This window comes from Pseudomonas sp. SWRI51 (assembly GCF_014268825.1).
Lineage (GTDB): Bacteria > Pseudomonadota > Gammaproteobacteria > Pseudomonadales > Pseudomonadaceae > Aquipseudomonas > Aquipseudomonas farsensis.
In genome coordinates this window covers 17,232-41,108 of the sequence record NZ_JABWRG010000020.1, presented here as the reverse complement: position 1 = coordinate 41,108, position 23,877 = coordinate 17,232, and the positions used below count along the sequence as shown (strand labels likewise).

34 protein-coding genes are annotated in these 23,877 nt (G+C 57.8%); 1 reads left to right on the top strand and 33 read right to left on the bottom strand.

The features are described from left to right. Complete coding sequence (locus HU720_RS09380) at positions 1 to 1,395, bottom strand: MFS transporter (protein ID WP_186519393.1); 1,395 nt, start codon at positions 1,393 to 1,395, stop codon at positions 1 to 3. 129 nt (positions 1,396 to 1,524) lie between these two features. Here HU720_RS09380 and uvrA point away from each other — a divergent pair, with 129 nt between their 5' ends. Further along, a complete protein-coding gene (gene uvrA / locus HU720_RS09375) occupies positions 1,525 to 4,359 on the top strand; it encodes an excinuclease ABC subunit UvrA (protein WP_186519391.1) in 2,835 nt (944 codons plus the stop codon). Positions 4,360 to 4,425: 66 nt separating this feature from the next. On the opposite strand, the gene bfr is transcribed toward uvrA, so the two are convergent. The 32 genes from bfr to fusA form a co-directional block, all read right to left on the bottom strand. Continuing rightward, positions 4,426 to 4,890 (bottom strand): bacterioferritin, encoded by a 465-nt coding sequence (gene bfr / locus HU720_RS09370; RefSeq protein ID WP_186519389.1) that lies wholly within the window; start codon positions 4,888 to 4,890, stop codon positions 4,426 to 4,428. A gap of 163 nt (positions 4,891 to 5,053) precedes the next feature. Further along, on the bottom strand, positions 5,054 to 6,493 hold the full coding sequence (locus HU720_RS09365; protein WP_186519387.1) for a catalase: 1,440 nt from the start codon (positions 6,491 to 6,493) through the stop codon (positions 5,054 to 5,056). A 172-nt stretch (positions 6,494 to 6,665) separates the two neighbouring features. Then, a complete protein-coding gene (gene rplQ / locus HU720_RS09360; protein WP_003255451.1) occupies positions 6,666 to 7,052 on the bottom strand; it encodes a 50S ribosomal protein L17 in 387 nt (128 codons plus the stop codon). A 42-nt stretch (positions 7,053 to 7,094) separates the two neighbouring features. Next, a complete protein-coding gene (gene rpoA, locus HU720_RS09355; protein ID WP_003255452.1) occupies positions 7,095 to 8,096 on the bottom strand; it encodes a DNA-directed RNA polymerase subunit alpha in 1,002 nt (333 codons plus the stop codon). 22 nt (positions 8,097 to 8,118) lie between these two features. Further along, entirely contained in the window at positions 8,119 to 8,739 is a 621-nt protein-coding gene (rpsD, locus tag HU720_RS09350; RefSeq protein WP_011531898.1) for a 30S ribosomal protein S4, read from the bottom strand. Between the two features lie 15 nt (positions 8,740 to 8,754). Next, positions 8,755 to 9,144 (bottom strand): 30S ribosomal protein S11, encoded by a 390-nt coding sequence (gene rpsK, locus HU720_RS09345; protein WP_003255454.1) that lies wholly within the window; start codon positions 9,142 to 9,144, stop codon positions 8,755 to 8,757. An 18-nt stretch (positions 9,145 to 9,162) separates the two neighbouring features. Next, positions 9,163 to 9,519 carry a 30S ribosomal protein S13 gene (gene rpsM / locus HU720_RS09340; RefSeq protein ID WP_186519385.1) on the bottom strand — a complete coding sequence of 119 codons (357 nt, stop codon included), beginning with the start codon at positions 9,517 to 9,519 and terminating at the stop codon, positions 9,163 to 9,165. A gap of 131 nt (positions 9,520 to 9,650) precedes the next feature. Then, on the bottom strand, positions 9,651 to 9,767 hold the full coding sequence (gene rpmJ / locus HU720_RS09335; RefSeq protein ID WP_002555468.1) for a 50S ribosomal protein L36: 117 nt from the start codon (positions 9,765 to 9,767) through the stop codon (positions 9,651 to 9,653). A gap of 29 nt (positions 9,768 to 9,796) precedes the next feature. Then, positions 9,797 to 11,128 (bottom strand): preprotein translocase subunit SecY, encoded by a 1,332-nt coding sequence (gene secY / locus HU720_RS09330; RefSeq protein ID WP_186519382.1) that lies wholly within the window; start codon positions 11,126 to 11,128, stop codon positions 9,797 to 9,799. Further along, on the bottom strand, positions 11,129 to 11,563 hold the full coding sequence (rplO, locus tag HU720_RS09325) for a 50S ribosomal protein L15 (protein WP_110996350.1): 435 nt from the start codon (positions 11,561 to 11,563) through the stop codon (positions 11,129 to 11,131). 3 nt (positions 11,564 to 11,566) lie between these two features. Then, positions 11,567 to 11,743 (bottom strand): 50S ribosomal protein L30, encoded by a 177-nt coding sequence (gene rpmD, locus HU720_RS09320; RefSeq protein WP_008089798.1) that lies wholly within the window; start codon positions 11,741 to 11,743, stop codon positions 11,567 to 11,569. Between the two features lie 2 nt (positions 11,744 to 11,745). Next, positions 11,746 to 12,246, bottom strand: coding sequence for a 30S ribosomal protein S5 (gene rpsE / locus HU720_RS09315; protein WP_011531894.1), 501 nt, complete (start codon positions 12,244 to 12,246; stop codon positions 11,746 to 11,748). A 3-nt stretch (positions 12,247 to 12,249) separates the two neighbouring features. Beyond that, the gene (rplR, locus tag HU720_RS09310; RefSeq protein WP_029614571.1) at positions 12,250 to 12,600 is read right to left on the bottom strand and encodes a 50S ribosomal protein L18; all 351 of its coding nucleotides are present in this window, start codon (positions 12,598 to 12,600) and stop codon (positions 12,250 to 12,252) included. Between the two features lie 10 nt (positions 12,601 to 12,610). Further along, positions 12,611 to 13,144 carry a 50S ribosomal protein L6 gene (rplF, locus tag HU720_RS09305; RefSeq protein ID WP_186519380.1) on the bottom strand — a complete coding sequence of 178 codons (534 nt, stop codon included), beginning with the start codon at positions 13,142 to 13,144 and terminating at the stop codon, positions 12,611 to 12,613. 12 nt (positions 13,145 to 13,156) lie between these two features. Then, positions 13,157 to 13,549 carry a 30S ribosomal protein S8 gene (rpsH, locus tag HU720_RS09300; protein ID WP_186519378.1) on the bottom strand — a complete coding sequence of 131 codons (393 nt, stop codon included), beginning with the start codon at positions 13,547 to 13,549 and terminating at the stop codon, positions 13,157 to 13,159. Between the two features lie 210 nt (positions 13,550 to 13,759). After that, positions 13,760 to 14,065: a 30S ribosomal protein S14 gene (gene rpsN / locus HU720_RS09295; RefSeq protein WP_186519376.1), complete on the bottom strand. Its 306-nt coding sequence runs from the start codon at positions 14,063 to 14,065 to the stop codon at positions 13,760 to 13,762. A gap of 13 nt (positions 14,066 to 14,078) precedes the next feature. Then, the gene (gene rplE, locus HU720_RS09290) at positions 14,079 to 14,618 is read right to left on the bottom strand and encodes a 50S ribosomal protein L5 (protein WP_003255474.1); all 540 of its coding nucleotides are present in this window, start codon (positions 14,616 to 14,618) and stop codon (positions 14,079 to 14,081) included. A 20-nt stretch (positions 14,619 to 14,638) separates the two neighbouring features. Continuing rightward, positions 14,639 to 14,953: a 50S ribosomal protein L24 gene (gene rplX / locus HU720_RS09285; protein ID WP_023629180.1), complete on the bottom strand. Its 315-nt coding sequence runs from the start codon at positions 14,951 to 14,953 to the stop codon at positions 14,639 to 14,641. Positions 14,954 to 14,964: 11 nt separating this feature from the next. Further along, positions 14,965 to 15,333 carry a 50S ribosomal protein L14 gene (gene rplN / locus HU720_RS09280; RefSeq protein ID WP_186519374.1) on the bottom strand — a complete coding sequence of 123 codons (369 nt, stop codon included), beginning with the start codon at positions 15,331 to 15,333 and terminating at the stop codon, positions 14,965 to 14,967. 23 nt (positions 15,334 to 15,356) lie between these two features. Next, positions 15,357 to 15,623, bottom strand: coding sequence for a 30S ribosomal protein S17 (rpsQ, locus tag HU720_RS09275; protein ID WP_023534981.1), 267 nt, complete (start codon positions 15,621 to 15,623; stop codon positions 15,357 to 15,359). A 2-nt stretch (positions 15,624 to 15,625) separates the two neighbouring features. Beyond that, a complete protein-coding gene (gene rpmC / locus HU720_RS09270; protein ID WP_186519372.1) occupies positions 15,626 to 15,817 on the bottom strand; it encodes a 50S ribosomal protein L29 in 192 nt (63 codons plus the stop codon). Further along, entirely contained in the window at positions 15,817 to 16,230 is a 414-nt protein-coding gene (gene rplP, locus HU720_RS09265; protein ID WP_009397508.1) for a 50S ribosomal protein L16, read from the bottom strand. The genes rpmC and rplP overlap by 1 nt, the downstream gene beginning before the upstream one ends. Positions 16,231 to 16,242: 12 nt before the next feature. Continuing rightward, a complete protein-coding gene (gene rpsC / locus HU720_RS09260; RefSeq protein ID WP_003255481.1) occupies positions 16,243 to 16,929 on the bottom strand; it encodes a 30S ribosomal protein S3 in 687 nt (228 codons plus the stop codon). A 13-nt stretch (positions 16,930 to 16,942) separates the two neighbouring features. Next, entirely contained in the window at positions 16,943 to 17,275 is a 333-nt protein-coding gene (gene rplV, locus HU720_RS09255) for a 50S ribosomal protein L22 (protein WP_003103908.1), read from the bottom strand. A gap of 11 nt (positions 17,276 to 17,286) precedes the next feature. Continuing rightward, positions 17,287 to 17,562 carry a 30S ribosomal protein S19 gene (gene rpsS / locus HU720_RS09250; protein ID WP_010486981.1) on the bottom strand — a complete coding sequence of 92 codons (276 nt, stop codon included), beginning with the start codon at positions 17,560 to 17,562 and terminating at the stop codon, positions 17,287 to 17,289. A gap of 16 nt (positions 17,563 to 17,578) precedes the next feature. Continuing rightward, positions 17,579 to 18,403 (bottom strand): 50S ribosomal protein L2, encoded by an 825-nt coding sequence (gene rplB / locus HU720_RS09245; RefSeq protein ID WP_008089816.1) that lies wholly within the window; start codon positions 18,401 to 18,403, stop codon positions 17,579 to 17,581. A 14-nt stretch (positions 18,404 to 18,417) separates the two neighbouring features. Beyond that, positions 18,418 to 18,717: a 50S ribosomal protein L23 gene (rplW, locus tag HU720_RS09240; protein ID WP_010220306.1), complete on the bottom strand. Its 300-nt coding sequence runs from the start codon at positions 18,715 to 18,717 to the stop codon at positions 18,418 to 18,420. Then, positions 18,714 to 19,316 carry a 50S ribosomal protein L4 gene (gene rplD, locus HU720_RS09235; RefSeq protein WP_186519370.1) on the bottom strand — a complete coding sequence of 201 codons (603 nt, stop codon included), beginning with the start codon at positions 19,314 to 19,316 and terminating at the stop codon, positions 18,714 to 18,716. The genes rplW and rplD overlap by 4 nt, the downstream gene beginning before the upstream one ends. 12 nt (positions 19,317 to 19,328) lie before the next feature. Then, positions 19,329 to 19,964 carry a 50S ribosomal protein L3 gene (rplC, locus tag HU720_RS09230; protein ID WP_186519368.1) on the bottom strand — a complete coding sequence of 212 codons (636 nt, stop codon included), beginning with the start codon at positions 19,962 to 19,964 and terminating at the stop codon, positions 19,329 to 19,331. An 80-nt stretch (positions 19,965 to 20,044) separates the two neighbouring features. After that, positions 20,045 to 20,356, bottom strand: a complete 312-nt coding sequence (rpsJ, locus tag HU720_RS09225) for a 30S ribosomal protein S10 (protein WP_003186070.1) — start codon at positions 20,354 to 20,356, stop codon at positions 20,045 to 20,047. Positions 20,357 to 20,497: 141 nt separating this feature from the next. Beyond that, entirely contained in the window at positions 20,498 to 21,691 is a 1,194-nt protein-coding gene (gene tuf / locus HU720_RS09220) for an elongation factor Tu (RefSeq protein WP_186519348.1), read from the bottom strand. 31 nt (positions 21,692 to 21,722) lie between these two features. Next, entirely contained in the window at positions 21,723 to 23,870 is a 2,148-nt protein-coding gene (fusA, locus tag HU720_RS09215) for an elongation factor G (protein ID WP_186519365.1), read from the bottom strand. Positions 23,871 to 23,877 lie beyond the last annotated feature (7 nt).

The following is a 23,877-nucleotide window of genomic DNA, read 5'->3' as shown; positions in this document are numbered from 1 at the left end:
CTAGGCTTCGCACGCCGCTGAGGCTGGGTTTACCAGACGCTCGAGGGTCGCACGGTCCAAAATTTTCGTATCCAGTTTGATATAGATGGCGGCTTCTTCTGCCACCACCACGGCGTCGGTTACACCCGGCACGGCCATCAGGCGCTCGGTCAGCCCGGCTTCCCGCAGCGCCTCGGGCGTTAGCGGCATGCGCAGGCTGGTGACATAGGGCGGCTCGTTCATGCTCAATGCAGTGATCAGCCACAGGGCACACAGGCCCGCGCAACCCAGAAAAACCATGCTCAGGCCACCGTGCTGGAACAACCAGCCACCGATGATTCCTCCCAGCGCGGCGCCGAGGAACTGGCTCGTTGAGTAAACACCCATCGCAGTCCCTTTGCCACCGGCCGGCGACACCTTGCTGACCAGTGAAGGCAAGGATGCCTCCAGCAGATTGAAGGCCGTGAAGAATACCACGGTGCCGATGACCAGTCCGTGCAAGTTGTCAGCCCACTGCCAGAAAAACACCTCCACCAGCAGCAGCACACTGACCGCGCCAAGCAGGACGCGTTTCATCTTGCGCTTCTTTTCGCCATAGATGATGAAGGGGATCATTGCAAAAAATGAAATCAGCAGCGCGGTCAGGTACACCCACCAGTGCTGCTCTTTGGGCAGCCCGCCGCGCTCGACGAACGCCAGGGGCAGTGCAATGAAGCTGGCCATGAGAATGGCGTGAAGCACAAAAATACTCACGTCCAGGCGCAGAAGGTCCGGGTGGCGCAGGGTTGGGCCGAGCGCCTGGCGGGCAACGCCCGACTCGCGGTGCTGCAACTGGCTATGGGCGCTGGGCACCACGAAGGCAATCAAGGCGATGCCGACCACGGCAAGCCCTGCCGTTGCGAGGAACAATCCTGACAAGCCAAAGGCACTGGTCAACAGAGGGCCGACGACCATTGCCACTGCGAACGACAGGCCGATGCTCATGCCGATCATGGCCATGGCCTTGGTGCGGTGCTGTTCGCGGGTGAGGTCCGAGAGCAGTGCCATGACCGCGGCCGAAATCGCCCCGGCGCCTTGCAGGATGCGCCCGGCAATCACGCCCCAGATTGAATCGGCCTGGGCCGCCAGCACGCTGCCCAGGGCAAAGATCACCAGGCCCAGGTAGATTACCGGGCGCCGGCCGATGCGGTCGGAAATCATGCCGAACGGGATTTGCAGCACCGCCTGGGTGAGGCCGTAGGCACCAATGGCCAGGCCGATCAGCGCAGGCGTGGCGCCGGCCAGGTCCATGCCGTAGGTGGCGAGCACCGGCAGCACCATGAACATGCCCAGCATACGAAAGGCAAAGACCAGGGCCAGGCCACCAGCGGCGCGGGTTTCGCTGCTGCTCATGCGATCGTTGTGGGGGTCGTGCATGGATGAACCTCGTGTGAACCGGCGGCGATTCTATCAGTCCGAGCCCATAACGGCATCTGCGCGACGCTTTGCCGCGTACTGGCCACGCGCCGTATACTTCTTCGTTTATGCCCGCCAAGCGAGGCCGCAGTGGACAAGATCCTGATTCGTGGGGCGCGTACCCACAACCTTAAGAACATCGACCTGACCCTGCCCCGGGACAAGCTGATCGTGATCACCGGCCTGTCCGGTTCCGGCAAGTCATCGCTGGCGTTCGACACGCTGTATGCCGAAGGCCAGCGCCGCTACGTCGAGTCGCTGTCGGCCTATGCCCGGCAGTTCCTGTCGATGATGGAAAAACCCGACGTAGACACTATCGAAGGCCTGTCGCCGGCGATTTCCATCGAACAGAAATCGACTTCGCACAACCCGCGTTCGACCGTAGGCACCATCACCGAGATCTACGACTACCTGCGCCTGCTCTATGCACGCGTTGGCACGCCGCGCTGCCCGGACCACGATATTCCGCTGGAAGCGCAGACCGTCAGCCAGATGGTCGACCTGGTGCTGGAAAAACCCGAAGGCAGCAAGCTCATGCTGCTGGCCCCGGTCATCCGTGAACGCAAGGGTGAGCACCTGGCGGTGTTCGACGAACTGCGTGCCCAGGGCTTCGTGCGCGCACGGGTGAACGGCAAGCTCTACGAACTGGACGAGTTGCCCAAGCTCGACAAGCAGAAGAAGCACAGCATCGATGTGGTGGTGGACCGCTTCAAGGTGCGCGCCGACCTGCAGCAACGCCTGGCCGAGTCGTTCGAGACCGCCCTGAAGCTGGCCGATGGCATTGCGCTGGTCGCGCCAATGGACGATGAAGACGGCGAAGAGACGATTTTCTCGGCGCGCTTCGCCTGCCCGATCTGCGGCCATGCCATCAGCGAACTCGAGCCCAAGCTGTTCTCCTTCAACAACCCCGCTGGCGCCTGCCCCACCTGCGACGGCCTGGGGGTCAAGCAATTCTTCGACACCAAGCGCCTGGTCAATGGCGAACTGACCTTGGCCGAAGGCGCCATCCGTGGCTGGGACCGGCGCAACGTCTATTATTTCCAGATGCTCGGCTCATTGGCCGCGCACTATGGCTTCAGCCTTGAGGAGCCGTTCGCCGAGCTGTCGGCGGACCACCAGAAGGTGATCCTGCACGGCAGCGGCAAGCACAGTGTCGACTTCAAGTACCTCAACGACCGTGGCGACATCGTCAAGCGCTCGCACCCGTTCGAAGGCATCGTGCCGAACCTTGAGCGTCGTTACCGCGAGACCGAGTCGGCCACCGTGCGTGAAGAGCTGGCCAAGTTGCTCGGCACCCAGCCCTGCCCCGATTGCCGTGGCACCCGCCTGCGCCGTGAGGCGCGCCATGTGTGGGTGGGCGAGAAAACCCTGCCGGCGGTGACCAACCTGCCAATTGGCGATGCCAGCGCGTATTTTGCGACGCTGACCCTGACCGGCCGGCGCGGTGAGATCGCCGCGAAGATTCTCAAGGAGATCTGCGAGCGCCTGCAGTTTCTGGTCAACGTCGGCCTGGACTACCTCACCCTGGATCGCAGCGCCGACACATTGTCTGGCGGCGAGGCGCAGCGTATCCGCCTTGCCAGCCAGATCGGTGCAGGCCTGGTGGGGGTGATGTACATCCTCGATGAGCCGTCCATCGGGCTGCACCAGCGTGACAACGATCGCCTGCTGGGCACCCTCAACCACCTGCGCGACCTGGGCAACACGGTGATCGTGGTGGAACACGACGAAGACGCCATTCGCCTGGCGGACTACGTGGTGGATATCGGCCCGGGCGCGGGTGTGCACGGCGGCCAGATCGTCGCCGAGGGCACCCCGGCCGAGGTCATGGCACACCCTGACTCGCTGACCGGCAAGTATCTGTCCGGACGCAAGAAAATCGCCGTCCCGGCCAAACGCACCCCGCGCAACAAAAAGCTGTCGCTCAAGCTCAAGGGCGCGCGCGGCAACAACCTGCAAAACGTCGACCTGGAGCTGCCGATCGGCCTGCTGACCTGCGTGACCGGGGTTTCCGGTTCGGGCAAATCGACACTGATCAACAACACCTTGTTCCCGCTGGCGGCTACCGCGCTCAACGGCGCAAGCACCTTGGAAGCGGCGCCGCACAGCAGCATCGATGGCATGCAACACCTGGACAAGGTGGTCGACATCGACCAGAGCCCGATCGGCCGCACACCGCGTTCGAACCCGGCCACCTACACCGGTATTTTCACACCGATTCGCGAGCTGTTTTCCGGCGTGCCGGAGTCGCGTTCCCGTGGCTACGGGCCAGGCCGCTTCTCGTTCAACGTCAAGGGTGGGCGCTGCGAGGCGTGCCAGGGCGATGGCCTGATCAAGGTCGAGATGCACTTCCTGCCGGACATCTACGTGCCGTGCGATGTGTGCAAGAGCAAGCGCTACAACCGCGAAACCCTGGAGATCAAGTACAAGGGCAAGAACATCCACGAGGTGCTGGAAATGACCATCGAGGATGCCCGCGAGTTCTTCGACGCGGTCCCGGCGCTGGCGCGCAAGCTGCAGACGCTGATGGACGTGGGGCTTTCCTACATCAAGCTGGGGCAGTCGGCGACCACGCTGTCTGGCGGCGAGGCGCAGCGGGTGAAGCTGTCACGCGAGCTGTCCAAGCGTGATACCGGCAAAACTCTGTACATCCTCGACGAGCCGACCACAGGCCTGCACTTTGCCGACATCCAGCAACTGCTGGACGTCCTGCATCGTCTGCGCGACCACGGCAACACCGTGGTCGTGATCGAGCACAACCTGGACGTGATCAAGACCGCCGACTGGTTGGTGGACCTTGGGCCGGAGGGTGGCTCCAAAGGTGGGCAGATCATTGCCTGCGGTACGCCTGAGGAACTGGCCGAGAAGAAACAGTCGTATACCGGGCACTACCTCAAACCACTGCTGGAGCGTGACCGGGCCTGATCCGAGCGCCCATGAAAAAGCCCCTGTCACTTACGTGGCAGGGGCTTTTTAGTGGCTGTGGATAACTTACATCTGCGATTGCAGGTAGTTTTCCAGCCCGATGATCTTGATCAGACCTTGCTGCTTCTCCAGCCAGTAGGTGTGGTCTTCTTCGGTGTCGGCCAACTGCGCGCGCAGAATGTCGCGGCTGATGTAATCCTTGTGCAGCTCGCACAGTTCGATGCCCTTGCACAGCGCGGCGCGGACTTTGTACTCAAGCTTCAGATCGGCAGCGATCATCTCAGGGACGGTACTGCCCACTTCGAGATCGTCGGCGCGCATGTCTGGAGTGCCTTCGAGCATCAGGATACGGCGCATCAGAGCATCGGCGTGCTGCGTCTCTTCCTCCATTTCGTGGTTGATACGCTCGTAGAGCTTGGTCAGGCCCCAGTCTTCGTACATCCGCGAGTGAATGAAATACTGATCGCGTGCTGCCAGTTCGCCCTTCAGCAACGTGACGAGGTAATTGATTACGTCCGGGTGACCTTGCATCGCCCTGATTCTCCCTGTGAATGCTTCAATGCCGCATAGTGTGAACCAGCTTTTGCTCGCGGTCACGGGAAAATGCGCAATTACAGGTAAAAGATCGGCTAAACAGTAGTGATATTCATTGAAAAACCGCCCAAACGAGGGCGGTTCTTGTTATCACTTCGACTTAAGCGAGATTCACGCCCAAGGCCTTGGCAATGCCTTCACCGTAAGCCGGATCTGCCTTGAAGAAGTACTGCAACTGGCGCTGCACCACGTCTTCGCTGACACCGGCCATGGTCCCGGCGATGTTGTTGATCAACAGCGCTTTTTGCTCATCGCTCATCAGGCGGAACAGCGCACCGGCGTGGCTGTAGTAGTCGTTGTCATCGCGGTGGTCGTGGCGATCTGCGGCGCCGCTGAGGGCAAGCGCAGGTTCGGCATGGCGCGGGGACTGCTTGGGCGCATCGGTATAGCTATTCGGCTCGTAGTTCGGCGCGCTGCCGTAGCTGCCAGTGGCCATGGAGCCATCACGCTGGTAGCTGTGCACGGGGCTGCGCGGGGCGTTCACCGGCAACTGCTGGTGGTTGGTGCCGACGCGGTAGCGGTGGGCATCGGCGTAGGCGAATACCCGGCCCTGCAGCATGCGGTCCGGCGACAGCCCAACGCCTGGGACCATGTTGCTCGGCCCGAAGGTGGCCTGCTCGACTTCTGCGAAGTAGTTGAGCGGGTTGCGGTTGAGCTCCAGCACGCCCACTTCGATCAGCGGGTAGTCCTTCTGCGACCAGGTCTTGGTCACATCGAACGGGTTTTCCTGACGGTCAGCCGCTTCGGCCTCACTCATCACCTGAATGCACACCGTCCAGCGGGGGTAGTCGCCCCGCTCAATGGCCTCGAACAGGTCGCGTTGGGCATAGTCAGGCTCGCTGCCGGCCAGGCGCGCAGCTTCAGCAGGCGTCAGGTTCTTGATGCCTTGTTGGGTCTTGAAGTGCCACTTGACCCAAGTGCGCTCGCCACGGGCGTTGATCAGGCTATAGGTGTGGCTGCCGAACCCGTGCATGTGGCGGTATCCGTCCGGAATACCCCGATCGGAGAACAGGATGGTGACCTGGTGCAACGCCTCGGGCGAATGCGACCAGAAGTCCCACATCATCTGGGCGTTCTTGAGGTTGGTCTGCGGGTGGCGCTTTTGCGTGTGGATAAAGTCAGGGAACTTCAGCGGGTCGCGGATGAAGAACACCGGGGTGTTGTTACCCACGATGTCCCAGTTGCCTTCCTCGGTGTAGAACTTCAAGGCGAAGCCGCGCGGGTCTCGCTCGGTATCGGCCGAACCACGCTCACCCCCTACAGTGGAGAAACGCAGGAAGGTTTCGGTCTGCTTGCCGACGGCGGCAAACAAGGCAGCGCTGCTGTAGCCCGTGATGTCCCGGGTTACGGTAAAGGTGCCGTAGGCGCCCGAGCCCTTGGCGTGTACCCGGCGCTCAGGAATGTTCTCGCGGTTGAAGTGGGCGAGCTTCTCGATCAGGTGGAAGTCATCGAGCAACAGCGGGCCACGGGGACCTGCGGAACGGGAATTCTGGTTGTCGGCTACGGGTGCACCGCTGGCGGTGGTGAGAATCTTGCTCATGGGCTCTCCTTATCGATCTTCAGTCGCCGGCTAATCGGCATGCAGTGAAGTATCCGCGAGGTGTACAACCAGAGCCAATTAATTGATTAGGTAGTTACGATAGATATTTGCAATGTTTGCAGACACAAAAAACCGGGCACTAGGCCCGGTTTCTTGTAAGCAGACTGACGTCTTACTCGGCGGCTTCTACAGCACCACCAACTGGACGATCAACCAGCTCGACGTACGCCATAGGCGCGTTGTCGCCAGCGCGGAAACCGCACTTCAGGATGCGCAGGTAGCCGCCCTGACGAGTGGCGTAGCGCTTGCCCAGATCGTTGAACAGTTTGCCAACAGCAGACTTCGAACGGGTACGGTCGAAGGCCAGACGGCGATTGGCAACGCTGTCTTCCTTGGCCAGGGTGATCAGCGGCTCGGCAACGCGGCGCAGTTCCTTGGCTTTCGGCAGGGTGGTTTTGATCAGCTCGTGCTCGATCAACGACACAGCCATGTTCTGGAACATAGCTTTGCGGTGAGAGCTGGTACGGCTCAGGTGACGTCCACTTTTACGATGACGCATGATTCATTCCTTACCAAACACTACGTTCGGTGATTACGACGATCAGGCAGTCGCCTTGTCGTCTTTCTTAAGGCTTGCAGGCGGCCAGTTGTCGAGGCGCATGCCGAGAGACAGACCACGGGAGGCCAGGACGTCCTTGATTTCAGTCAGGGACTTCTTGCCCAGGTTAGGAGTCTTCAACAACTCTACTTCGGTACGCTGAATCAGGTCGCCGATGTAGTAGATGTTCTCCGCCTTGAGGCAGTTGGCCGAACGTACAGTCAGTTCCAGGTCGTCAACCGGGCGCAGCAGGATCGGATCGATCTCGTCTTCCTGCTCGACCACAACCGGCTCGCTGTCACCTTTGAGGTCGACGAACGCGGCCAGCTGCTGTTGCAGGATGGTCGCGGCACGACGGATAGCCTCTTCAGGATCCAGGGTACCGTTGGTTTCCAGATCGATGACCAGCTTGTCCAGGTTAGTACGCTGTTCAACACGGGCGTTTTCGACCACGTAGGCGATACGACGCACCGGGCTGAACGAAGCGTCCAGCTGGAGACGGCCAATGCTGCGGCTTTCATCTTCGTCAGTCTGACGAGAGTCGGCCGGCTCGTAACCGCGACCACGAGCTACAGTGAGCTTCATGTTCAGGGCGCCGTTGGACGCCAGGTTCGCGATTACGTGATCGGGGTTGACGATCTCGACATCGTGATCCAGCTGAATATCGGCAGCGGTAACCACCCCCGAACCCTTTTTCGACAAGGTCAGCGTAACTTCGTCACGACCGTGCAGTTTGATAGCCAGGCCTTTCAGGTTCAACAGGATTTCAATGACGTCTTCCTGTACACCTTCGATCGCGGAGTACTCATGGAGTACGCCATCGATCTCGGCCTCGACTACTGCACAGCCAGGCATGGAGGACAACAGGATGCGGCGCAGCGCGTTGCCCAGGGTATGGCCGAAGCCACGCTCGAGAGGCTCGAGCGTGATCTTGGCGCGGGTTGGACTGACAACCTGCACGTCGATGTGACGGGGTGTCAGAAACTCATTTACCGAAATCTGCATGGATGCACCTATTTTCTAGCCCTTACTTGGAGTAGAGCTCGACAATCAGGTTTTCGTTGATGTCGGCGGACAGGTCGCTGCGAGCAGGAACGTTCTTGAAAACGCCCGACTTTTTAGCAGCATCCACGTCTACCCACTCAACGCGGCCACGCTGAGCGCACAGTTCAAGGGCTTGAACAATGCGAAGCTGGTTCAGCGACTTCTCGCGAACCGAGACCACGTCACCCGGACGAACTTGGTAGGATGGAATGTTTACAGTCTTGCCGTTTACGCTGATCGCCTTGTGCGAAACCAGCTGACGGGATTCGGAACGAGTCGAACCGAAGCCCATACGATAAACGACGTTATCCAGACGGCACTCAAGCATCTGCAGCAGGTTCTCACCAGTGGCGCCTTTCTTCGAGGCTGCCGCTTGGTAGTAACCGCGGAATTGACGCTCCAGTACACCGTAGATACGACGAACTTTCTGTTTCTCGCGCAGCTGGGTACCGTAGTCGGACTGACGGCCACGGCGCTGGCCGTGGATACCTGGGGCTGCTTCGATGTTGCACTTCGATTCCAGAGCGCGAACGCCGCTCTTCAGGAACAGGTCAGTGCCTTCACGGCGAGACAGTTTGCATTTTGGACCAATGTAACGTGCCATTTATCTGTCTCCTGATTACACGCGACGCTTCTTCGGCGGACGGCACCCGTTATGCGGGATTGGCGTCACGTCGGTGATGCTGGCGATCTTGTAGCCGCAGCTGTTCAAAGCACGAACGGCGGACTCACGACCTGGACCTGGACCCTTGACGTTTACGTCGAGGTTTTTCAGACCGTATTCCAGCGCAGCTTGACCAGCACGCTCTGCAGCGATCTGAGCTGCGAACGGGGTGGATTTGCGCGAACCACGGAAACCCGAACCACCGGAGGTAGCCCAGGACAACGCGTTGCCCTGACGATCGGTGATGGTCACGATGGTGTTGTTAAAAGAAGCGTGGATGTGGGCGATGCCATCAACCACTGTCTTTTTGACTTTCTTACGAGGACGAGCAGCAGGTTTTGCCATGTCTATATTCCTGGGCGGTTACTTGCGGATCGGCTTACGCGGGCCCTTACGGGTGCGTGCGTTGGTCTTGGTGCGCTGACCGCGAACCGGCAGACCTTTACGATGACGCAGGCCGCGGTAGCAACCCAGGTCCATCAAGCGCTTGATCTTCATGTTGATGTCACGACGCAGGTCACCTTCAGTGGTGAACTTCGCAACTTCGCCACGCAGGGTTTCGATTTGCTCGTCGCTCAGATCCTTGATCTTTGCGGCTGGGTTAACCCCAGTGTCTGCACAGATTTTCTGCGCAGTAGTGCGACCGACACCATAGATGTAGGTCAGCGAGATAACAGTGTGCTTGTTATCTGGAATGTTGACGCCTGCAATACGGGCCATTCAGTGGGACTCCAATTGACAGCTACCTACGCCCCGGAAGCCAAGAAATAGGGCGCGAGATAATATCGCTGTAGAAACGAATAATCAACCCAGCAGCGCACTAGCTGCTGGGTTTGAAACGCAGATCACACTCAGCCTTGGCGCTGCTTGTGACGCGGTTCCGCGCTGCAGATCACGCGCACGACACCTTCGCGACGAATGATCTTGCAGTTGCGGCACAGCTTTTTCACCGATGCACGAACTTTCATACCGACTCCTCGAACCTTAAGGGGCTAAATCAGCGCAGCAAACCGCTGCCGCCGTAGCCTTTCAGGTTGGCTTTCTTCATCAGGGATTCGTACTGGTGCGAAACGAGGTGCGATTGTACTTGGGACATGAAGTCCATCACAACCACTACCACAATCAGCAACGAGGTCCCGCCAAGGTAGAACGGCACGTTTGCAGCCACCACCAGGAACTGGGGCAGCAAGCACACGGCCATCATGTAAAGAGCACCGAACATGGTCAAACGGGTCAGAACGCCATCAATGTAGCGTGCCGACTGCTCACCAGGACGGATACCCGGAATAAAGGCACCGGACTTCTTCAGGTTTTCCGCTACGTCTTTCGGGTTGAACATCAACGCTGTGTAGAAGAAGCAGAAGAAAATGATCCCTGCACTAAACAGCAGAATGTTCAACGGCTGACCAGGAGCGATCGACTGCGAGATGTCCTGCAGCCAGCCCATACCTTCGGACTGACCAAACCAGGCACCCAGCGAAGCCGGGAACAGCAAGATGCTGCTCGCGAAGATGGCCGGGATTACACCCGCCATATTCACTTTCAGCGGCAAGTGGCTGGTCTGCGCAGCGAAGACCTTACGGCCCTGCTGACGCTTGGCGTAGTGAACGGCGATACGACGCTGACCACGCTCAATGAACACCACGAAACCGATAATCGCTACTGCCAGCAAACCGATAGCGACCAAGGCGAAAATGTTGATATCGCCTGTGCGTGCAGACTCGAAAGACTGCCCGATTGCTCTCGGAAGACCGGCAACGATACCCGCGAAGATCAACATCGAGATACCGTTGCCCACACCGCGCTCGGTGATCTGCTCGCCGAGCCACATCATGAACATCGCGCCTGCCACAAAGGTGGAGACGGCGACGACATGGAAGCCCAGGTCTACAGAAAACGCCACGCCCTGGTTGGCCAGGCCAATGGACATGCCAATGGCTTGAACCAGCGCCAGGATAACGGTGCCGTAGCGGGTGTACTGGCTGATCTTGCGACGGCCAGCTTCACCTTCCTTCTTCAACTGCTCCAGCTGCGGGCTGACAGCGGTCATGAGCTGCATGATGATCGATGCCGAAATGTACGGCATGATCCCCAGTGCAAAGATGCTCATACGCTCCAGCGCGCCACCGGAAAACATGTTGAACAAGCTAAGAATGGTCCCCTCATTCTGCCGGAACAGATCCGCAAGACGGTCCGGGTTAATGCCTGGTACAGGGATGTGCGCGCCGATCCGATAGACGATGATCGCCATGAACAGAAAGCGCAGACGAGCCCAGAGTTCCGACATCCCGCCCTTACCGAGCGAAGAGAGAGCACCTTGCTTAGCCATTTATTCCTCGAACTTGCCGCCAGCTGCTTCGATAGCCGCACGTGCACCTTTGGTGACGGCGATACCCTTGAGGGTGACTGCGCGAGTGACTTCGCCCGACAGCATGATTTTCACACGCTGTACGTGCTGGCCGATCACGTTGGCGTCCTTGAGGGACTGAACGGTGATCAGATCGCCTTCCACCTTGGCCAGCTCGGACAGACGCACTTCTGCGCGATCCATGGCTTTCAGGGAAACGAAGCCGAACTTCGGCAGGCGACGGTGCAGCGGCTGTTGACCGCCTTCGAAGCCTGGAGCAATGGTGCCACCGGAGCGCGAGGTTTGACCTTTGTGGCCGCGGCCACCAGTCTTACCCAGACCGCTACCGATACCACGGCCCGGACGGTGCTTCTCGCGACGGGAACCCGGCGCTGGACTCAGATCATTGAGTTTCATCGATTAGCCCTCGACGCGCAGCATGTAGTAAGCCTTGTTGATCATCCCGCGATTCTCGGGAGTATCCTGGACTTCTACAGTGTGACCGATACGACGCAGACCCAGACCCTTAACGCACAGTTTGTGGTTAGGGATGCGGCCCGAGACGCTCTTGATCAGCGTTACTTTTACAGTTGCCATGATCAGAAGATCTCCTCGACAGTCTTGCCGCGTTTGGCAGCAATGGACTCAGGGGATTGCATGGCTTTCAGACCCTTGAAAGTGGCATGAACCACGTTCACTGGGTTAGTCGAGCCGTAGCACTTGGCCAGAACGTTCTGTACGCCAGCAACTTCGAGGACGGCACGCATGGCGCCACCAGCGATGATACCGGTACCTTCCGAGGCAGGCTGCATGTAAACCTTCGAGGCGCCGTGGGCGGCCTTGGTGGCGTACTGCAGGGTGGTGCCTTTCAGGTCAACCTGGATCATGTTGCGACGAGCAGCTTCCATAGCTTTCTGGATAGCAGCTGGTACTTCGCGCGATTTACCACGGCCGAAACCAACACGACCTTTACCATCACCCACCACGGTCAACGCGGTGAAGGTGAAGATACGGCCGCCTTTGACGGTTTTGGCTACGCGGTTAACTTGAACCAGCTTCTCGATGTAGCCTTCGTCGCGCTTTTGATCGTTATTTGCCATAACTTAGAACTCCAGCCCGCCTTCACGAGCAGCATCAGCCAGCGCTTTGACGCGGCCATGGTACTTGAAGCCGGAACGGTCAAAGGCAACTTGAGATACACCGGCGGCTTTCGCGCGCTCAGCTACCAGCTTGCCAACCTTAGTGGCCGCGTCGATGTTGCCAGTGGCGCCATCACGCAGGTCTTTGTCCAAGGTCGAGGCGCTTGCCAGAACCTTGCTGCCGTCGGCCGAAATAACCTGGGCATAAATGTGCTGCGACGAGCGGAACACGCAGAGACGCACGGCTTCGAGCTCGTGCATTTTCAGGCGTGCTTTGCGAGCGCGACGCAGTCGAGTAACTTTTTTGTCGGTCATTTGCTAGGCCCTACTTCTTCTTGGCTTCTTTACGACGGACTACTTCATCCGCGTAACGCACACCCTTGCCCTTGTAAGGCTCTGGCGGACGGAAACCGCGGACTTCAGCGGCCACCTGACCCACGAGCTGCTTATCGATACCCTTGATCAGGATGTCGGTCTGGCTTGGGGTTTCAGCGGTGATACCGGCTGGAAGTTCGTAATCCACTGGGTGCGAGAAGCCCAGAGCCAGGTTCAGGATGGTGCCCTTGGCCTGAGCCTTGTAACCAACACCGACCAGCTGGAGCTTACGCTCGAAGCCTTGGCTTACGCCCTGGACCATGTTGTTCACCAGGGCGCGGGTGGTACCGGCCATGGCGCGAGCTTGCTGATCACCGTTGCGAGCGACGAAACGCAGCTCACCAGACTCTTCGGTAACTTCAACAGACGAGTGAACGTTCAGTTCGAGAGTGCCCTTGGCACCCTTCACCGAAAGCTGTTGGCCGGCGAATTTAACTTCGACGCCTGCTGGCAGCTTAACGGGGTTCTTAGCGACGCGAGACATGCCTATCCCCCCTTAGAACACTGTGCACAGAACTTCGCCGCCGACACCGGCAGCGCGCGCAGCGCGGTCAGTCATCACACCTTTGTTGGTGGAGACAATAGACACGCCCAGACCGCCACGTACTTTCGGCAGGTCAGTGACGGCCTTGTACTGGCGAAGGCCAGGACGGCTGGTACGCTTCAGTTCCTCGATGACCGGACGGCCTTCGAAGTACTTCAGTTCGATAGAGAGGGAAGGTTTGGCTTCGCCGGTAACTTCGTAGCTGGCGATGTAACCTTCGTCTTTCAGTACTTTGGCAACCGCGACCTTCAGGGTAGAAGAAGGCATGCTTACGACAGACTTTTCAGCCATCTGGGCATTACGGATGCGAGTTAGCATGTCCGCTAACGGGTCCTGCATACTCATGGGCTAGATGCTCCTGATACAAGAATTATTAGCCTTGCGGCTATCACAACCACCCGAGCAGGCAGGGTAAAAACCCCAGGCTCAGGTGAGCCGGTCATTCTAGACACAAGCCAGAAACGAAACAAGCCCCATATAGGGGCTTGTTTCTTTGCGAGGTCACCGGCGGTCGGAAGATTACTCCCCCTCCCCCCGGTGTCACGGCAACTGGGATTACCAGCTAGCCTTGACCAGACCAGGCACGTCACCGCGCATCGCAGCTTCGCGCAGCTTGTTACGGCCGAGGCCGAACTTGCGGTACACGCCGTGCGGACGACCGGTGATGCGGCAGCGGTTACGCATGCGCGCAGCGCTGGCGTCACGTGGCTGCTTCTGCAGAGCGACTACGGCAGCAAAACGCTCTTCAGGAGAAGCGTTCAGGTTGACGATGGTCGCTTTCAGCTCGGCACGCTTTTTGGCGTACTTGGCTACCGTGAGCTGACGCTTCAGCTCGCGGTTTTTCATGCTCTTCTTGGCCATTTTCCTACTCCAATCAGTTGCGGAACGGGAACTTGAAAGCACGCAGCAGAGCGCGGCCTTCGTCGTCCGAACGAGCAGTGGTGGTCAGGGTGATGTCCAAACCGCGCAGAGCATCGATCTTGTCGTAGTCGATTTCCGGGAAGATGATCTGCTCTTTCACGCCCATGCTGTAGTTGCCACGACCATCGAAGGACTTGGCATTCAGGCCGCGGAAGTCGCGAACCCGAGGCAGGGAGATCGCCAGCAGGCGGTCCAGGAACTCGTACATCTTGTCGCTACGCAGAGTCACCTTGACGCCGATCGGCCAGCCCTCACGGACTTTGAAGCCCGCGATGGATTTACGAGCGAAAGTCACAACTGGCTTTTGGCCAGTGATCTTTTCCAGGTCAGCTACAGCGTGCTCGATGACTTTTTTGTCGCCGATCGCTTCGCCCAGACCCATGTTCAGGGTGATTTTGGTAACGCGCGGGACTTCCATCACGTTCGAAAGCTTAAGTTCTTCCTTAAGCTTGGGAGCGATTTCGTTCCGGTAAATCTCTTTCAGTCGTGCCATGGTCTTCTACCTAGCAGTGTTCAAGCATCAACCGCTTTTTGGGTCGACTTGAAGACACGAATTTTCTTGCCTTCTTCTACTTTGAAGCCAACGCGATCAGCCTTGTTGGTTTCGCTGTTGAAGATAGCAACGTTGGAAGCGTGCAGAGGCGCTTCTTTCTCGACGATACCGCCTTGGACGCCCGCCATCGGGTTAGGCTTGGTATGACGCTTGACCAGGTTCACACCACCAATGACCAGACGGTCATCAGCGAGAACCTTCAGCACCTTACCGCGCTTACCTTTGTCTTTGCCGGCGATCACGATGATCTCGTCGTCACGACGAATCTTTTGCATGTCGGATCTCCTTAGAGCACTTCAGGGGCGAGCGAGACGATCTTCATGAACTTCTCGTTGCGAAGTTCACGGGTCACTGGCCCGAAGATGCGAGTGCCGATCGGCTCTTGCTTGGTGTTCAGCAGAACAGCAGCGTTACCGTCGAAACGAATGATGGAACCGTCAGCGCGACGTACACCGTGACGGGTACGGACGACAACAGCAGTCATCACCTGGCCTTTTTTGACCTTACCGCGAGGAATTGCTTCCTTGACGGTAACTTTGATGATGTCACCGATGCCAGCGTAACGACGGTGCGAACCGCCGAGCACTTTAATGCACATGACGCGACGAGCGCCGCTGTTATCGGCCACATCGAGCATGGATTGAGTCTGAATCATAAAATTTCTCCGACCCCTAGCCCTTAGACTTCAACAGCGCGTTCGAGGACTTCAACCAGTGCCCAGGACTTGGTCTTGGCCAGCGGACGAGTTTCGGTAATCGAAACTTTGTCGCCGATCTTGCACTGGTTGGTTTCGTCGTGCGCGTGCAGCTTAGTCGAACGCTTAACGTATTTACCGTAGATCGGGTGCTTTACGCGACGCTCGATCAGAACGGTGATGGTCTTGTCCATTTTGTCGCTGACGACACGGCCAGTCAGCGTACGGACGGTTTTTTCAGCTTCAGCCATGATCACTTACCTGCCTGCTGGTTGAGCACAGTTTTCACGCGAGCGATGTCACGCTTAACTTGCGAGAGCAGGTGCGACTGCCCCAACTGGCCAGTTGCTTTCTGCATACGCAGATTGAACTGGTCGCGCAGCAAGCCGAGCAATTGCTCGTTCAGCTGCTGTGCCGATTTTTCACGAAGGTCATTCGCTTTCATCACATCACCGTCCGCTTAACAAAGGAGGTGGCGAGTGGCAGCTTTGCAGCAGCCAGGGCGAAAGCTTCGCGCGCCAGCTCTTCAGAAACACCCTCGATTTCATACAGGACTTTGCCTGGCTGAATCTGGGCAACCCAGTATTCCACGGAACCCTTACCTTTACCCATACGAACCTCGAGAGGCTTTTTGGTAACTGGCTTGTCCGGGAAGACACGGATCCAGATCTTGCCGCCACGCTTAACGTGACGGGTCAGAGCACGACGTGCCGACTCGATCTGGCGGGCGGTGAGGCGACCGCGAGCAACAGCCTTCAAGGCGAACTCGCCGAAGCTGACCTTGCTACCGCGCAGTGCCAGACCACGGTTGTGGCCAGTCATCTGCTTGCGGAATTTTGTACGCTTTGGTTGCAACATTTGGCGTACCCCTTACTTAGCAGCTTTTTTACGAGGCGCTGGTGCTTGTGGTTTCAGTTCTTCTTGGCGACCACCAATTACTTCGCCTTTGAAGATCCAAACCTTCACACCGATCACACCATAAGTGGTGTGAGCTTCGTAGGTGTTGTAGTCGATATCGGCACGCAGGGTGTGCAGAGGCACACGACCTTCGCGATACCACTCGGTACGTGCGATCTCGGCACCGCCGAGACGACCGCTCACCTGGATCTTGATGCCCTTGGCACCAATACGCATGGCGTTCTGCACGGCGCGCTTCATGGCACGACGGAACATAACGCGGCGCTCCAGCTGCTGGGCAACGCTTTGAGCAACCAGCATAGCGTCGAGCTCCGGCTTGCGGATCTCTTCGATGTTGATGTGCACAGGCACACCCATCTGCTTGGTCAGGTCCTGACGCAGTTTCTCAACATCTTCACCTTTCTTGCCGATAACGATACCGGGACGAGCAGTGTGGATGGTGATGCGTGCAGTTTGAGCCGGACGATGGATATCGATACGGCTTACGGACGCGCTTTTTAGTTTGTCTTGGAGGTACTCACGTGTTTTCAGATCCTTCAACAGGTAATCTGCGTAAGTAGCGCCGTCTGCATACCAGACGGAGGTGTGCTCCTTGACGATTCCCAGGCGAATGCCAGTGGGATGTACTTTCTGACCCATCTGATCGACTCCGTTACTTGTCCGCAACCTTGACAGTGATATGGCAAGACCGCTTGACGATGCGATCAGCGCGGCCTTTGGCACGCGGCATGATGCGCTTCAGCGAACGCCCTTCGTTGACGAAAACGGTGGAGACCTTCAGGTCATCAACGTCTGCGCCTTCGTTGTGTTCGGCGTTGGCAACGGCCGACTCGAGGACTTTCTTCATGATTTCAGCGGCTTTTTTGCTGCTGAAGGCCAACAGGTTGAGCGCTTCGCCCACCTTCTTCCCGCGGATCTGGTCGGCGACCAAGCGGGCTTTCTGGGCGGAGATGCGAGCGCCCGACAACTTAGCGGCTACTTCCATTTCCTAACCCCTTAACGCTTGGCTTTCTTGTCAGCCACGTGCCCGCGGTAGGTGCGGGTACCGGCAAACTCGCCCAGTTTGTGGCCGACCATGTCTTCGTTCACGAGAACGGGGACGTGTTGGCGACCGTTGTGTACCGCGATGGTCAGACCGACCATTTGTGGCAGGATCATCGAACGGCGCGACCAGGTTTTAACTGGCTTGCGATCGTTCTTCTCCACCGCCACTTCGATCTTCTTCAACAGGTGAAGATCGATAAAAGGACCTTTTTTCAGAGAACGTGGCACTGTCGTATCCCTCTAGTTACTTGCGACGACGGACGATCATGTTGTCGGTACGCTTATTACCACGGGTTTTAGCACCCTTGGTTGGGAAGCCCCATGGCGATACCGGATGACGACCACCGGAGGTACGACCTTCACCACCACCATGCGGGTGGTCAACCGGGTTCATGGCAACACCACGAACGGTTGGGCGAACGCCGCGCCAGCGTTTGGCACCAGCTTTACCCAGCGAGCGCAGGCTGTGCTCGGAGTTCGAGACTTCGCCCAGGGTCGCACGGCACTCAGCCAGTACTTTACGCATTTCGCCAGAGCGAAGACGCAGGGTCACGTAGACGCCATCACGCGCAATCAGCTGAGCCGAAGCACCAGCGGAACGAGCGATCTGTGCACCTTTACCCGGCTTCAGTTCGACGCCGTGAATAGTGCTACCTACTGGGATGTTGCGCAGCTGCAGGGAGTTACCAGCCTTGATTGGGGCCAGGGCACCTGCGATCAGCTGATCGCCAGCACTCACGCCTTTAGGGGCGATGATGTAGCGACGCTCACCGTCTGCGTAGCACAGCAGGGCGATGTGAGCAGTACGGTTCGGGTCGTATTCGATACGCTCGACAGTGGCAGGAATGCCATCTTTGTCGTTGCGACGGAAGTCAACCAGACGGTAATGCTGCTTATGACCACCACCAACGTGACGAGTGGTGATGCGGCCATTGTTGTTACGACCACCAGACTTCGATTTTTTCTCGAGCAGCGGTGCGTGAGGAGCGCCTTTGTGCAGCTCCTTGTTGACCACCTTGACCACAAAACGGCGGCCAGGGGAAGTCGGTTTGCATTTAACGATTGCCATGATGCACCCCTTCCTTACTCAGCACTGCTGCTGAAATCGAGATCTTGGCCTGGCTGAAGGGAGACGATCGCCTTCTTCCAGTCATTACGCTTGCCCAGACCACGTGCGGTACGCTTGGTTTTACCCAGAACGTTAACAGTCGACACGTTTTCGACTTTTACGCCGAACAGGCCTTCGACAGCTTTCTTGATTTCCAGCTTGGTTGCATCAGTAGCAACCTTGAATACGAACTGGCCTTTCTTCTCAGCCAGAACGGTAGCCTTCTCGGAAACGTGCGGGCCAAGGAGGACTTTAAATACGCGTTCCTGGTTCATCCCAGCAGCTCCTCGAATTTCTTCACGGCCGAGACAGTGATCAACACTTTCTCGTATGCGATCAGACTGACCGGGTCGGAACCTTGAACGTCACGAACATCGACGTGCGGCAGGTTGCGAGCAGCCAGGTACAGGTTCTGATCAACAGAGTCCGAAACGATGAGAACATCGGTCAGGCCCATGCCGTTCAGCTTGTTCAGCAGATCTTTGGTTTTCGGCGCTTCAACAGCGAAGTCCTGAACCACGACCAGACGGTCGCTACGCACCAGCTCACCGAGGATGGAGCGCAGAGCTGCGCGATACATCTTCTTGTTGAGCTTCTGCGAGTGATCTTGAGGACGAGCTGCGAAGGTTACACCACCGCCACGCCAGATCGGACCACGGCTGGTACCAGCACGAGCACGGCCAGTACCCTTCTGACGCCATGGGCGCTTACCGCCACCGGATACGTCAGAACGAGTCTTTTGCTGCTTGGTACCTTGACGACCGCCAGCCATGTAGGCCACGACTGCCTGGTGCACCAGCGTCTCGTTGAATTCGCCACCGAAAGTCAGTTCGGAAACTTCGATCGCCTGAGCGTCATTTACATTAAGTTGCATGTCAGTTTCCCCTTACCCGCGAGCCTTGACAGCTGGACGTACAACCACGTCGCCGCCAGTAGCGCCTGGAACGGCACCCTTGATCAGCAGCAGGTTGCGTTCAGCGTCTACGCGTACTACTTCCAGGGACTGCACAGTCACGCGCTCAGCGCCCATGTGACCGGACATTTTCTTGCCCTTGAATACACGACCAGGAGTCTGGCACTGGCCGATAGAGCCAGGAACGCGGTGCGATACGGAGTTACCGTGGGTGTTATCTTGACCACGGAAATTCCAACGCTTGATGGTACCGGCAAAGCCTTTACCTTTGGACTGACCGGTTACGTCTACCAGCTGGCCTGCAGTGAAGAGTTCAGCTTTGATCAGATCGCCAGCCTGGAAATCGCCTTCTTCAAGACGGAACTCCCAGACACCGCGACCAGCGGCAACGTTGGCCTTGGCAAAGTGGCCTGCCTGAGCGGCGGTCACGCGCGAAGCACGACGCTCGCCGACAGTGACTTGCACTGCACGGTAGCCATCAGTTTCTTCGGTTTTGAACTGGGTGACGCGATTCGGTTCGATCTCAACGACCGTGACCGGAATGGAGACACCTTCTTCGGTGAAAATACGGGTCATACCGCATTTACGACCGACTACACCAATAGTCATGTTGTAAACCTCATGAGTGTACGGGGCTTTCACCCGCTATGGCCGCCCATTTCAGAGCGTTACACGACAAGACCGAAGTCTTAGCCGAGGCTGATCTGCACTTCCACACCTGCCGCAAGATCAAGCTTCATCAGCGCATCAACGGTTTTATCCGTTGGCTGGACGATGTCCAGAACGCGCTTATGAGTGCGGATCTCGTACTGGTCACGCGCGTCTTTGTTGACGTGCGGGGAGACCAGAACGGTGAAACGCTCTTTGCGGGTAGGCAGTGGAATTGGACCACGCACTTGTGCACCAGTACGTTTCGCGGTTTCCACGATTTCCTGGGTGGATTGGTCGATCAGGCGATGGTCGAAAGCCTTCAACCTGATACGGATTTGCTGATTTTGCATTGGATTTCAGACTCCAGGCTGTTCCCAACGGACGCACTACGCCCGCTAAAAGGAGGCGTGATTCTATAGAGGCCTCAATTTAGTGTCAACCCAATAAAAAAAACCCCCGCTGAGCGGGGGTCTTTTTAATCGGTCGAGTAATTACTCGATGATTTTGGCTACGACGCCGGCGCCGACGGTACGACCGCCTTCACGGATGGCGAAGCGCAGACCGTCTTCCATTGCGATGGTCTTGATCAGGGTGACTTCCATCTGGATGTTGTCACCTGGCATTACCATCTCAACGCCTTCTGGCAGCTGGCAGTTACCGGTTACGTCAGTAGTACGGAAGTAGAACTGAGGACGGTAGCCTTTGAAGAACGGAGTGTGACGACCGCCTTCTTCCTTCGACAGAACGTAGACTTCTGCGGTGAACTTGGTGTGCGGCTTGACCGAACCTGGCTTGACCAGAACCTGGCCACGCTCAACGTCGTCACGCTTGGTACCACGCAGCAGAACGCCGCAGTTCTCGCCAGCACGACCTTCGTCCAGCAGCTTGCGGAACATCTCAACACCGGTGCAGGTGGTGGTGGTGGTGTCACGCAGACCAACGATTTCCAGCGGATCTTGAACGCGGACGATACCACGCTCGATACGACCGGTAACAACGGTACCACGACCCGAGATCGAGAATACGTCTTCGATTGGCATCAGGAACGGCTTGTCGATAGCACGCTCTGGCTCTGGGATGTAGCTGTCCAGAGTTTCGACCAGCTTCTTGACGGCAGTGGTGCCCATCTCGTTGTCGTCTTTGCCTTCCAGCGCCATACGAGCCGAACCGATGATGATCGGGGTATCGTCGCCTGGGAAGTCGTAGGTGGACAGCAGGTCGCGAACTTCCATCTCGACCAGTTCCAGCAGCTCAGCGTCGTCTACCAGGTCAGCCTTGTTCAGGAAGACCACGATGTACGGAACGCCAACCTGACGGGACAGCAGGATGTGCTCACGGGTTTGTGGCATCGGGCCATCAGCGGCCGAGCAAACCAGGATCGCGCCGTCCATCTGGGCAGCACCGGTGATCATGTTCTTCACGTAGTCAGCGTGACCTGGGCAGTCAACGTGAGCGTAGTGACGAATCTTCGAGTTGTACTCGACGTGCGCGGTGTTGATGGTGATGCCGCGTGCTTTTTCTTCTGGAGCCGAGTCGATCTTGTCGAAGTCAACAACAGCCGAACCGAAAACTTCGGAGCAGACGCGAGTCAGAGCAGCAGTCAGAGTGGTTTTACCGTGGTCGACGTGACCGATGGTGCCAACGTTGACGTGCGGGAGGGAACGATCAAATTTTTCTTTAGCCACGACAGTGAACTCCTAGCCTAAAGGGGCTGAATCAGCCTTGTTTTTTAACGAGAGCTTCGACGATGTTCGACGGAGCTTCGGCGTATTTGGAAAATTCCATGGAGTAGCTCGCGCGACCCTGAGACATGGAACGAACGTCGGTTGCGTAACCGAACATCTCTCCGAGTGGCACCTCAGCAGTGATTACCTTGCCGGACACCGAGTCTTCATTACCCTGGATCATCCCGCGACGACGGCTCAGGTCACCCATCACGTCACCCAGGTAGTCTTCCGGGGTTACAACCTCGACCTTCATGATCGGCTCGAGAACCACGCCACCGCCCTTCTGGGCCAGTTGCTTGGTTGCCATCGAAGCAGCGATCTTGAACGCCATTTCGTTGGAGTCGACGTCGTGGTACGAACCGTCGAATACCGTGGCCTTGAGGCCGATCAGAGGATAACCGGCAACAACGCCGTTTTTCATCTGCTCTTCGATACCCTTCTGGATCGGGGCGATGAATTCCTTAGGAATCACGCCACCAACGACTTCGTTGGTGAACACCAGACCTTCGGTGATGTTGCCTTTGTCGTCCTGATCTGGCTCCGAGAAACGGATCCAGCAGTGACCGAACTGACCACGACCACCCGACTGACGAACGAATTTACCTTCGATCTCGACGTTGGACTTGGTGATCTTCTCGCGGTACGAAACCTGCGGCTTGCCGACGTTGGCTTCGACGTTGAACTCGCGCTTCATGCGGTCAACGAGGATGTCCAGGTGCAGCTCACCCATACCGGAGATGATGGTCTGACCGGTTTCTTCGTCAGTCTTGACGCGGAACGACGGGTCTTCCTGGGCCAGTTTGCCCAGTGCAATACCCATCTTCTCCTGGTCAGCCTTGGTTTTCGGCTCTACGGAGAGCGAAATTACCGGCTCAGGGAAGTCCATACGCTCAAGGATGATCGGCTTGTCGGCGTTGCACAGGGTGTCACCGGTGGTGACGTCCTTCATGCCGATCAGAGCAGCGATGTCGCCTGCACGTACTTCCTTGATTTCTTCACGCTGGTTGGCGTGCATCTGCACCATACGACCAACGCGCTCTTTCTTGCCTTTGACCGAGTTGATGACGGAGTCACCGGAGCTCAGGAAGCCAGAGTAAACGCGAACGAACGTCAAGGTACCCACGAACGGGTCGGTGGCAATCTTGAACGCCAGAGCCGAGAACGGCGCGTCGTCGTTAGCCGGACGCTCGTCGTACTGCTCAGGCTTGACTTCATCCTTCGGCACGTCGATCAGATCAGGGTGGATACCCTTGATCGCAGGGATCTCGGTTGGCGCAGGCAGGAAGTCGATGACAGCATCGAGAACCAGGGGAACACCCTTGTTCTTGAACGACGAACCACAGACAGCCGGAACGATCTCGCTGGCCAGGGTGCGCGCACGCAGACCGGCTTTGATCTCTTCGACGGTCAGCTCTTCGCCTTCCAGGTACTTGTTCATCAGCTCTTCGCTGGACTCGGCAGCAGCCTCGACCATGTTCGAGCGCCACTCTTCAGCGAGCTCAAGCATGTCCGCAGGAATTTCTTCCTCGCGGTAGGTGGTGCCCTTGTCGTCGTCGTTCCAGTAGATGGCCTTCATCTTGATCAGGTCAACCTGACCCTGGAAGTCATCTTCTGCACCGATAGCCAGCTGGACCGGAACCGGGGTGTGACCCAGGCGAGTCTTGATCTGGCCGATAACGCGCAGGAAGTTGGCACCGGCACGGTCCATCTTGTTCACGTAGACAACACGTGGAACGCCGTACTTGTTGGCCTGACGCCATACGGTTTCGGACTGAGGCTCAACGCCGGAGGTACCGCAGAACACAACGACCGCGCCGTCGAGTACACGCAGCGAACGCTCAACTTCAATGGTGAAGTCAACGTGGCCGGGGGTATCGATGACGTTTACGCGGTAGTTGTCGTACTGACCACGGGAACCCTGCCAGAAGGTGGTAACGGCAGCGGAGGTAATGGTAATACCCCGCTCCTGCTCCTGCACCATCCAGTCGGTGGTCGCGGCGCCGTCGTGCACCTCGCCCATCTTGTGGCTCAGGCCTGTGTAGAACAGGATCCGCTCGGTAGTGGTAGTCTTGCCCGCATCAACGTGCGCACAGATACCGATGTTACGGTAGCGGTTAATTGCTGTAGTACGAGCCATAAAGCCC

Bases quoted from the DNA above. Each gene is read 5' to 3' on its own strand.
- HU720_RS09380 (WP_186519393.1), bottom strand. From the start codon at position 1,395: ATGCACGACCCCCACAACGATCGCATGAGCAGCAGCGAAACCCGCGCC.
- bfr (WP_186519389.1), bottom strand. From the start codon at position 4,890: ATGCAAGGTCACCCGGACGTAATCAATTACCTCGTCACGTTGCTGAAG.
- HU720_RS09365 (WP_186519387.1), bottom strand. From the start codon at position 6,493: ATGAGCAAGATTCTCACCACCGCCAGCGGTGCACCCGTAGCCGACAAC.
- rplQ (WP_003255451.1), bottom strand. From the start codon at position 7,052: ATGCGTCATCGTAAAAGTGGACGTCACCTGAGCCGTACCAGCTCTCAC.
- rpoA (WP_003255452.1), bottom strand. From the start codon at position 8,096: ATGCAGATTTCGGTAAATGAGTTTCTGACACCCCGTCACATCGACGTG.
- rpsD (WP_011531898.1), bottom strand. From the start codon at position 8,739: ATGGCACGTTACATTGGTCCAAAATGCAAACTGTCTCGCCGTGAAGGC.
- rpsK (WP_003255454.1), bottom strand. From the start codon at position 9,144: ATGGCAAAACCTGCTGCTCGTCCTCGTAAGAAAGTCAAAAAGACAGTG.
- rpsM (WP_186519385.1), bottom strand. From the start codon at position 9,519: ATGGCCCGTATTGCAGGCGTCAACATTCCAGATAACAAGCACACTGTT.
- rpmJ (WP_002555468.1), bottom strand. From the start codon at position 9,767: ATGAAAGTTCGTGCATCGGTGAAAAAGCTGTGCCGCAACTGCAAGATC.
- secY (WP_186519382.1), bottom strand. From the start codon at position 11,128: ATGGCTAAGCAAGGTGCTCTCTCTTCGCTCGGTAAGGGCGGGATGTCG.
- rplO (WP_110996350.1), bottom strand. From the start codon at position 11,563: ATGAAACTCAATGATCTGAGTCCAGCGCCGGGTTCCCGTCGCGAGAAG.
- rpmD (WP_008089798.1), bottom strand. From the start codon at position 11,743: ATGGCAACTGTAAAAGTAACGCTGATCAAGAGCGTCTCGGGCCGCATC.
- rpsE (WP_011531894.1), bottom strand. From the start codon at position 12,246: ATGGCAAATAACGATCAAAAGCGCGACGAAGGCTACATCGAGAAGCTG.
- rplR (WP_029614571.1), bottom strand. From the start codon at position 12,600: ATGACCGACAAAAAAGTTACTCGACTGCGTCGCGCTCGCAAAGCACGC.
- rplF (WP_186519380.1), bottom strand. From the start codon at position 13,144: ATGTCTCGCGTCGCTAAGAACCCCGTTAAGCTGCCAGCAGGCGTCGAA.
- rpsH (WP_186519378.1), bottom strand. From the start codon at position 13,549: ATGAGTATGCAGGACCCGTTAGCGGACATGCTAACTCGCATCCGTAAT.
- rpsN (WP_186519376.1), bottom strand. From the start codon at position 14,065: ATGGCCAAGAAGAGCATGAAAAACCGCGAGCTGAAGCGTCAGCTCACG.
- rplE (WP_003255474.1), bottom strand. From the start codon at position 14,618: ATGGCACGACTGAAAGAGATTTACCGGAACGAAATCGCTCCCAAGCTT.
- rplX (WP_023629180.1), bottom strand. From the start codon at position 14,953: ATGCAAAAGATTCGTCGTGACGACGAGATCATCGTGATCGCCGGCAAA.
- rplN (WP_186519374.1), bottom strand. From the start codon at position 15,333: ATGATTCAGACTCAATCCATGCTCGATGTGGCCGATAACAGCGGCGCT.
- rpsQ (WP_023534981.1), bottom strand. From the start codon at position 15,623: ATGGCTGAAGCTGAAAAAACCGTCCGTACGCTGACTGGCCGTGTCGTC.
- rpmC (WP_186519372.1), bottom strand. From the start codon at position 15,817: ATGAAAGCGAATGACCTTCGTGAAAAATCGGCACAGCAGCTGAACGAG.
- rplP (WP_009397508.1), bottom strand. From the start codon at position 16,230: ATGTTGCAACCAAAGCGTACAAAATTCCGCAAGCAGATGACTGGCCAC.
- rpsC (WP_003255481.1), bottom strand. From the start codon at position 16,929: ATGGGTCAGAAAGTACATCCCACTGGCATTCGCCTGGGAATCGTCAAG.
- rplV (WP_003103908.1), bottom strand. From the start codon at position 17,275: ATGGAAGTAGCCGCTAAGTTGTCGGGCGCTCGCATCTCCGCCCAGAAA.
- rplB (WP_008089816.1), bottom strand. From the start codon at position 18,403: ATGGCAATCGTTAAATGCAAACCGACTTCCCCTGGCCGCCGTTTTGTG.
- rplW (WP_010220306.1), bottom strand. From the start codon at position 18,717: ATGAACCAGGAACGCGTATTTAAAGTCCTCCTTGGCCCGCACGTTTCC.
- rplD (WP_186519370.1), bottom strand. From the start codon at position 19,316: ATGCAACTTAATGTAAATGACGCTCAGGCGATCGAAGTTTCCGAACTG.
- rplC (WP_186519368.1), bottom strand. From the start codon at position 19,964: ATGACTATTGGTGTAGTCGGTCGTAAATGCGGTATGACCCGTATTTTC.
- rpsJ (WP_003186070.1), bottom strand. From the start codon at position 20,356: ATGCAAAATCAGCAAATCCGTATCAGGTTGAAGGCTTTCGACCATCGC.
- fusA (WP_186519365.1), bottom strand. From the start codon at position 23,870: ATGGCTCGTACTACAGCAATTAACCGCTACCGTAACATCGGTATCTGT.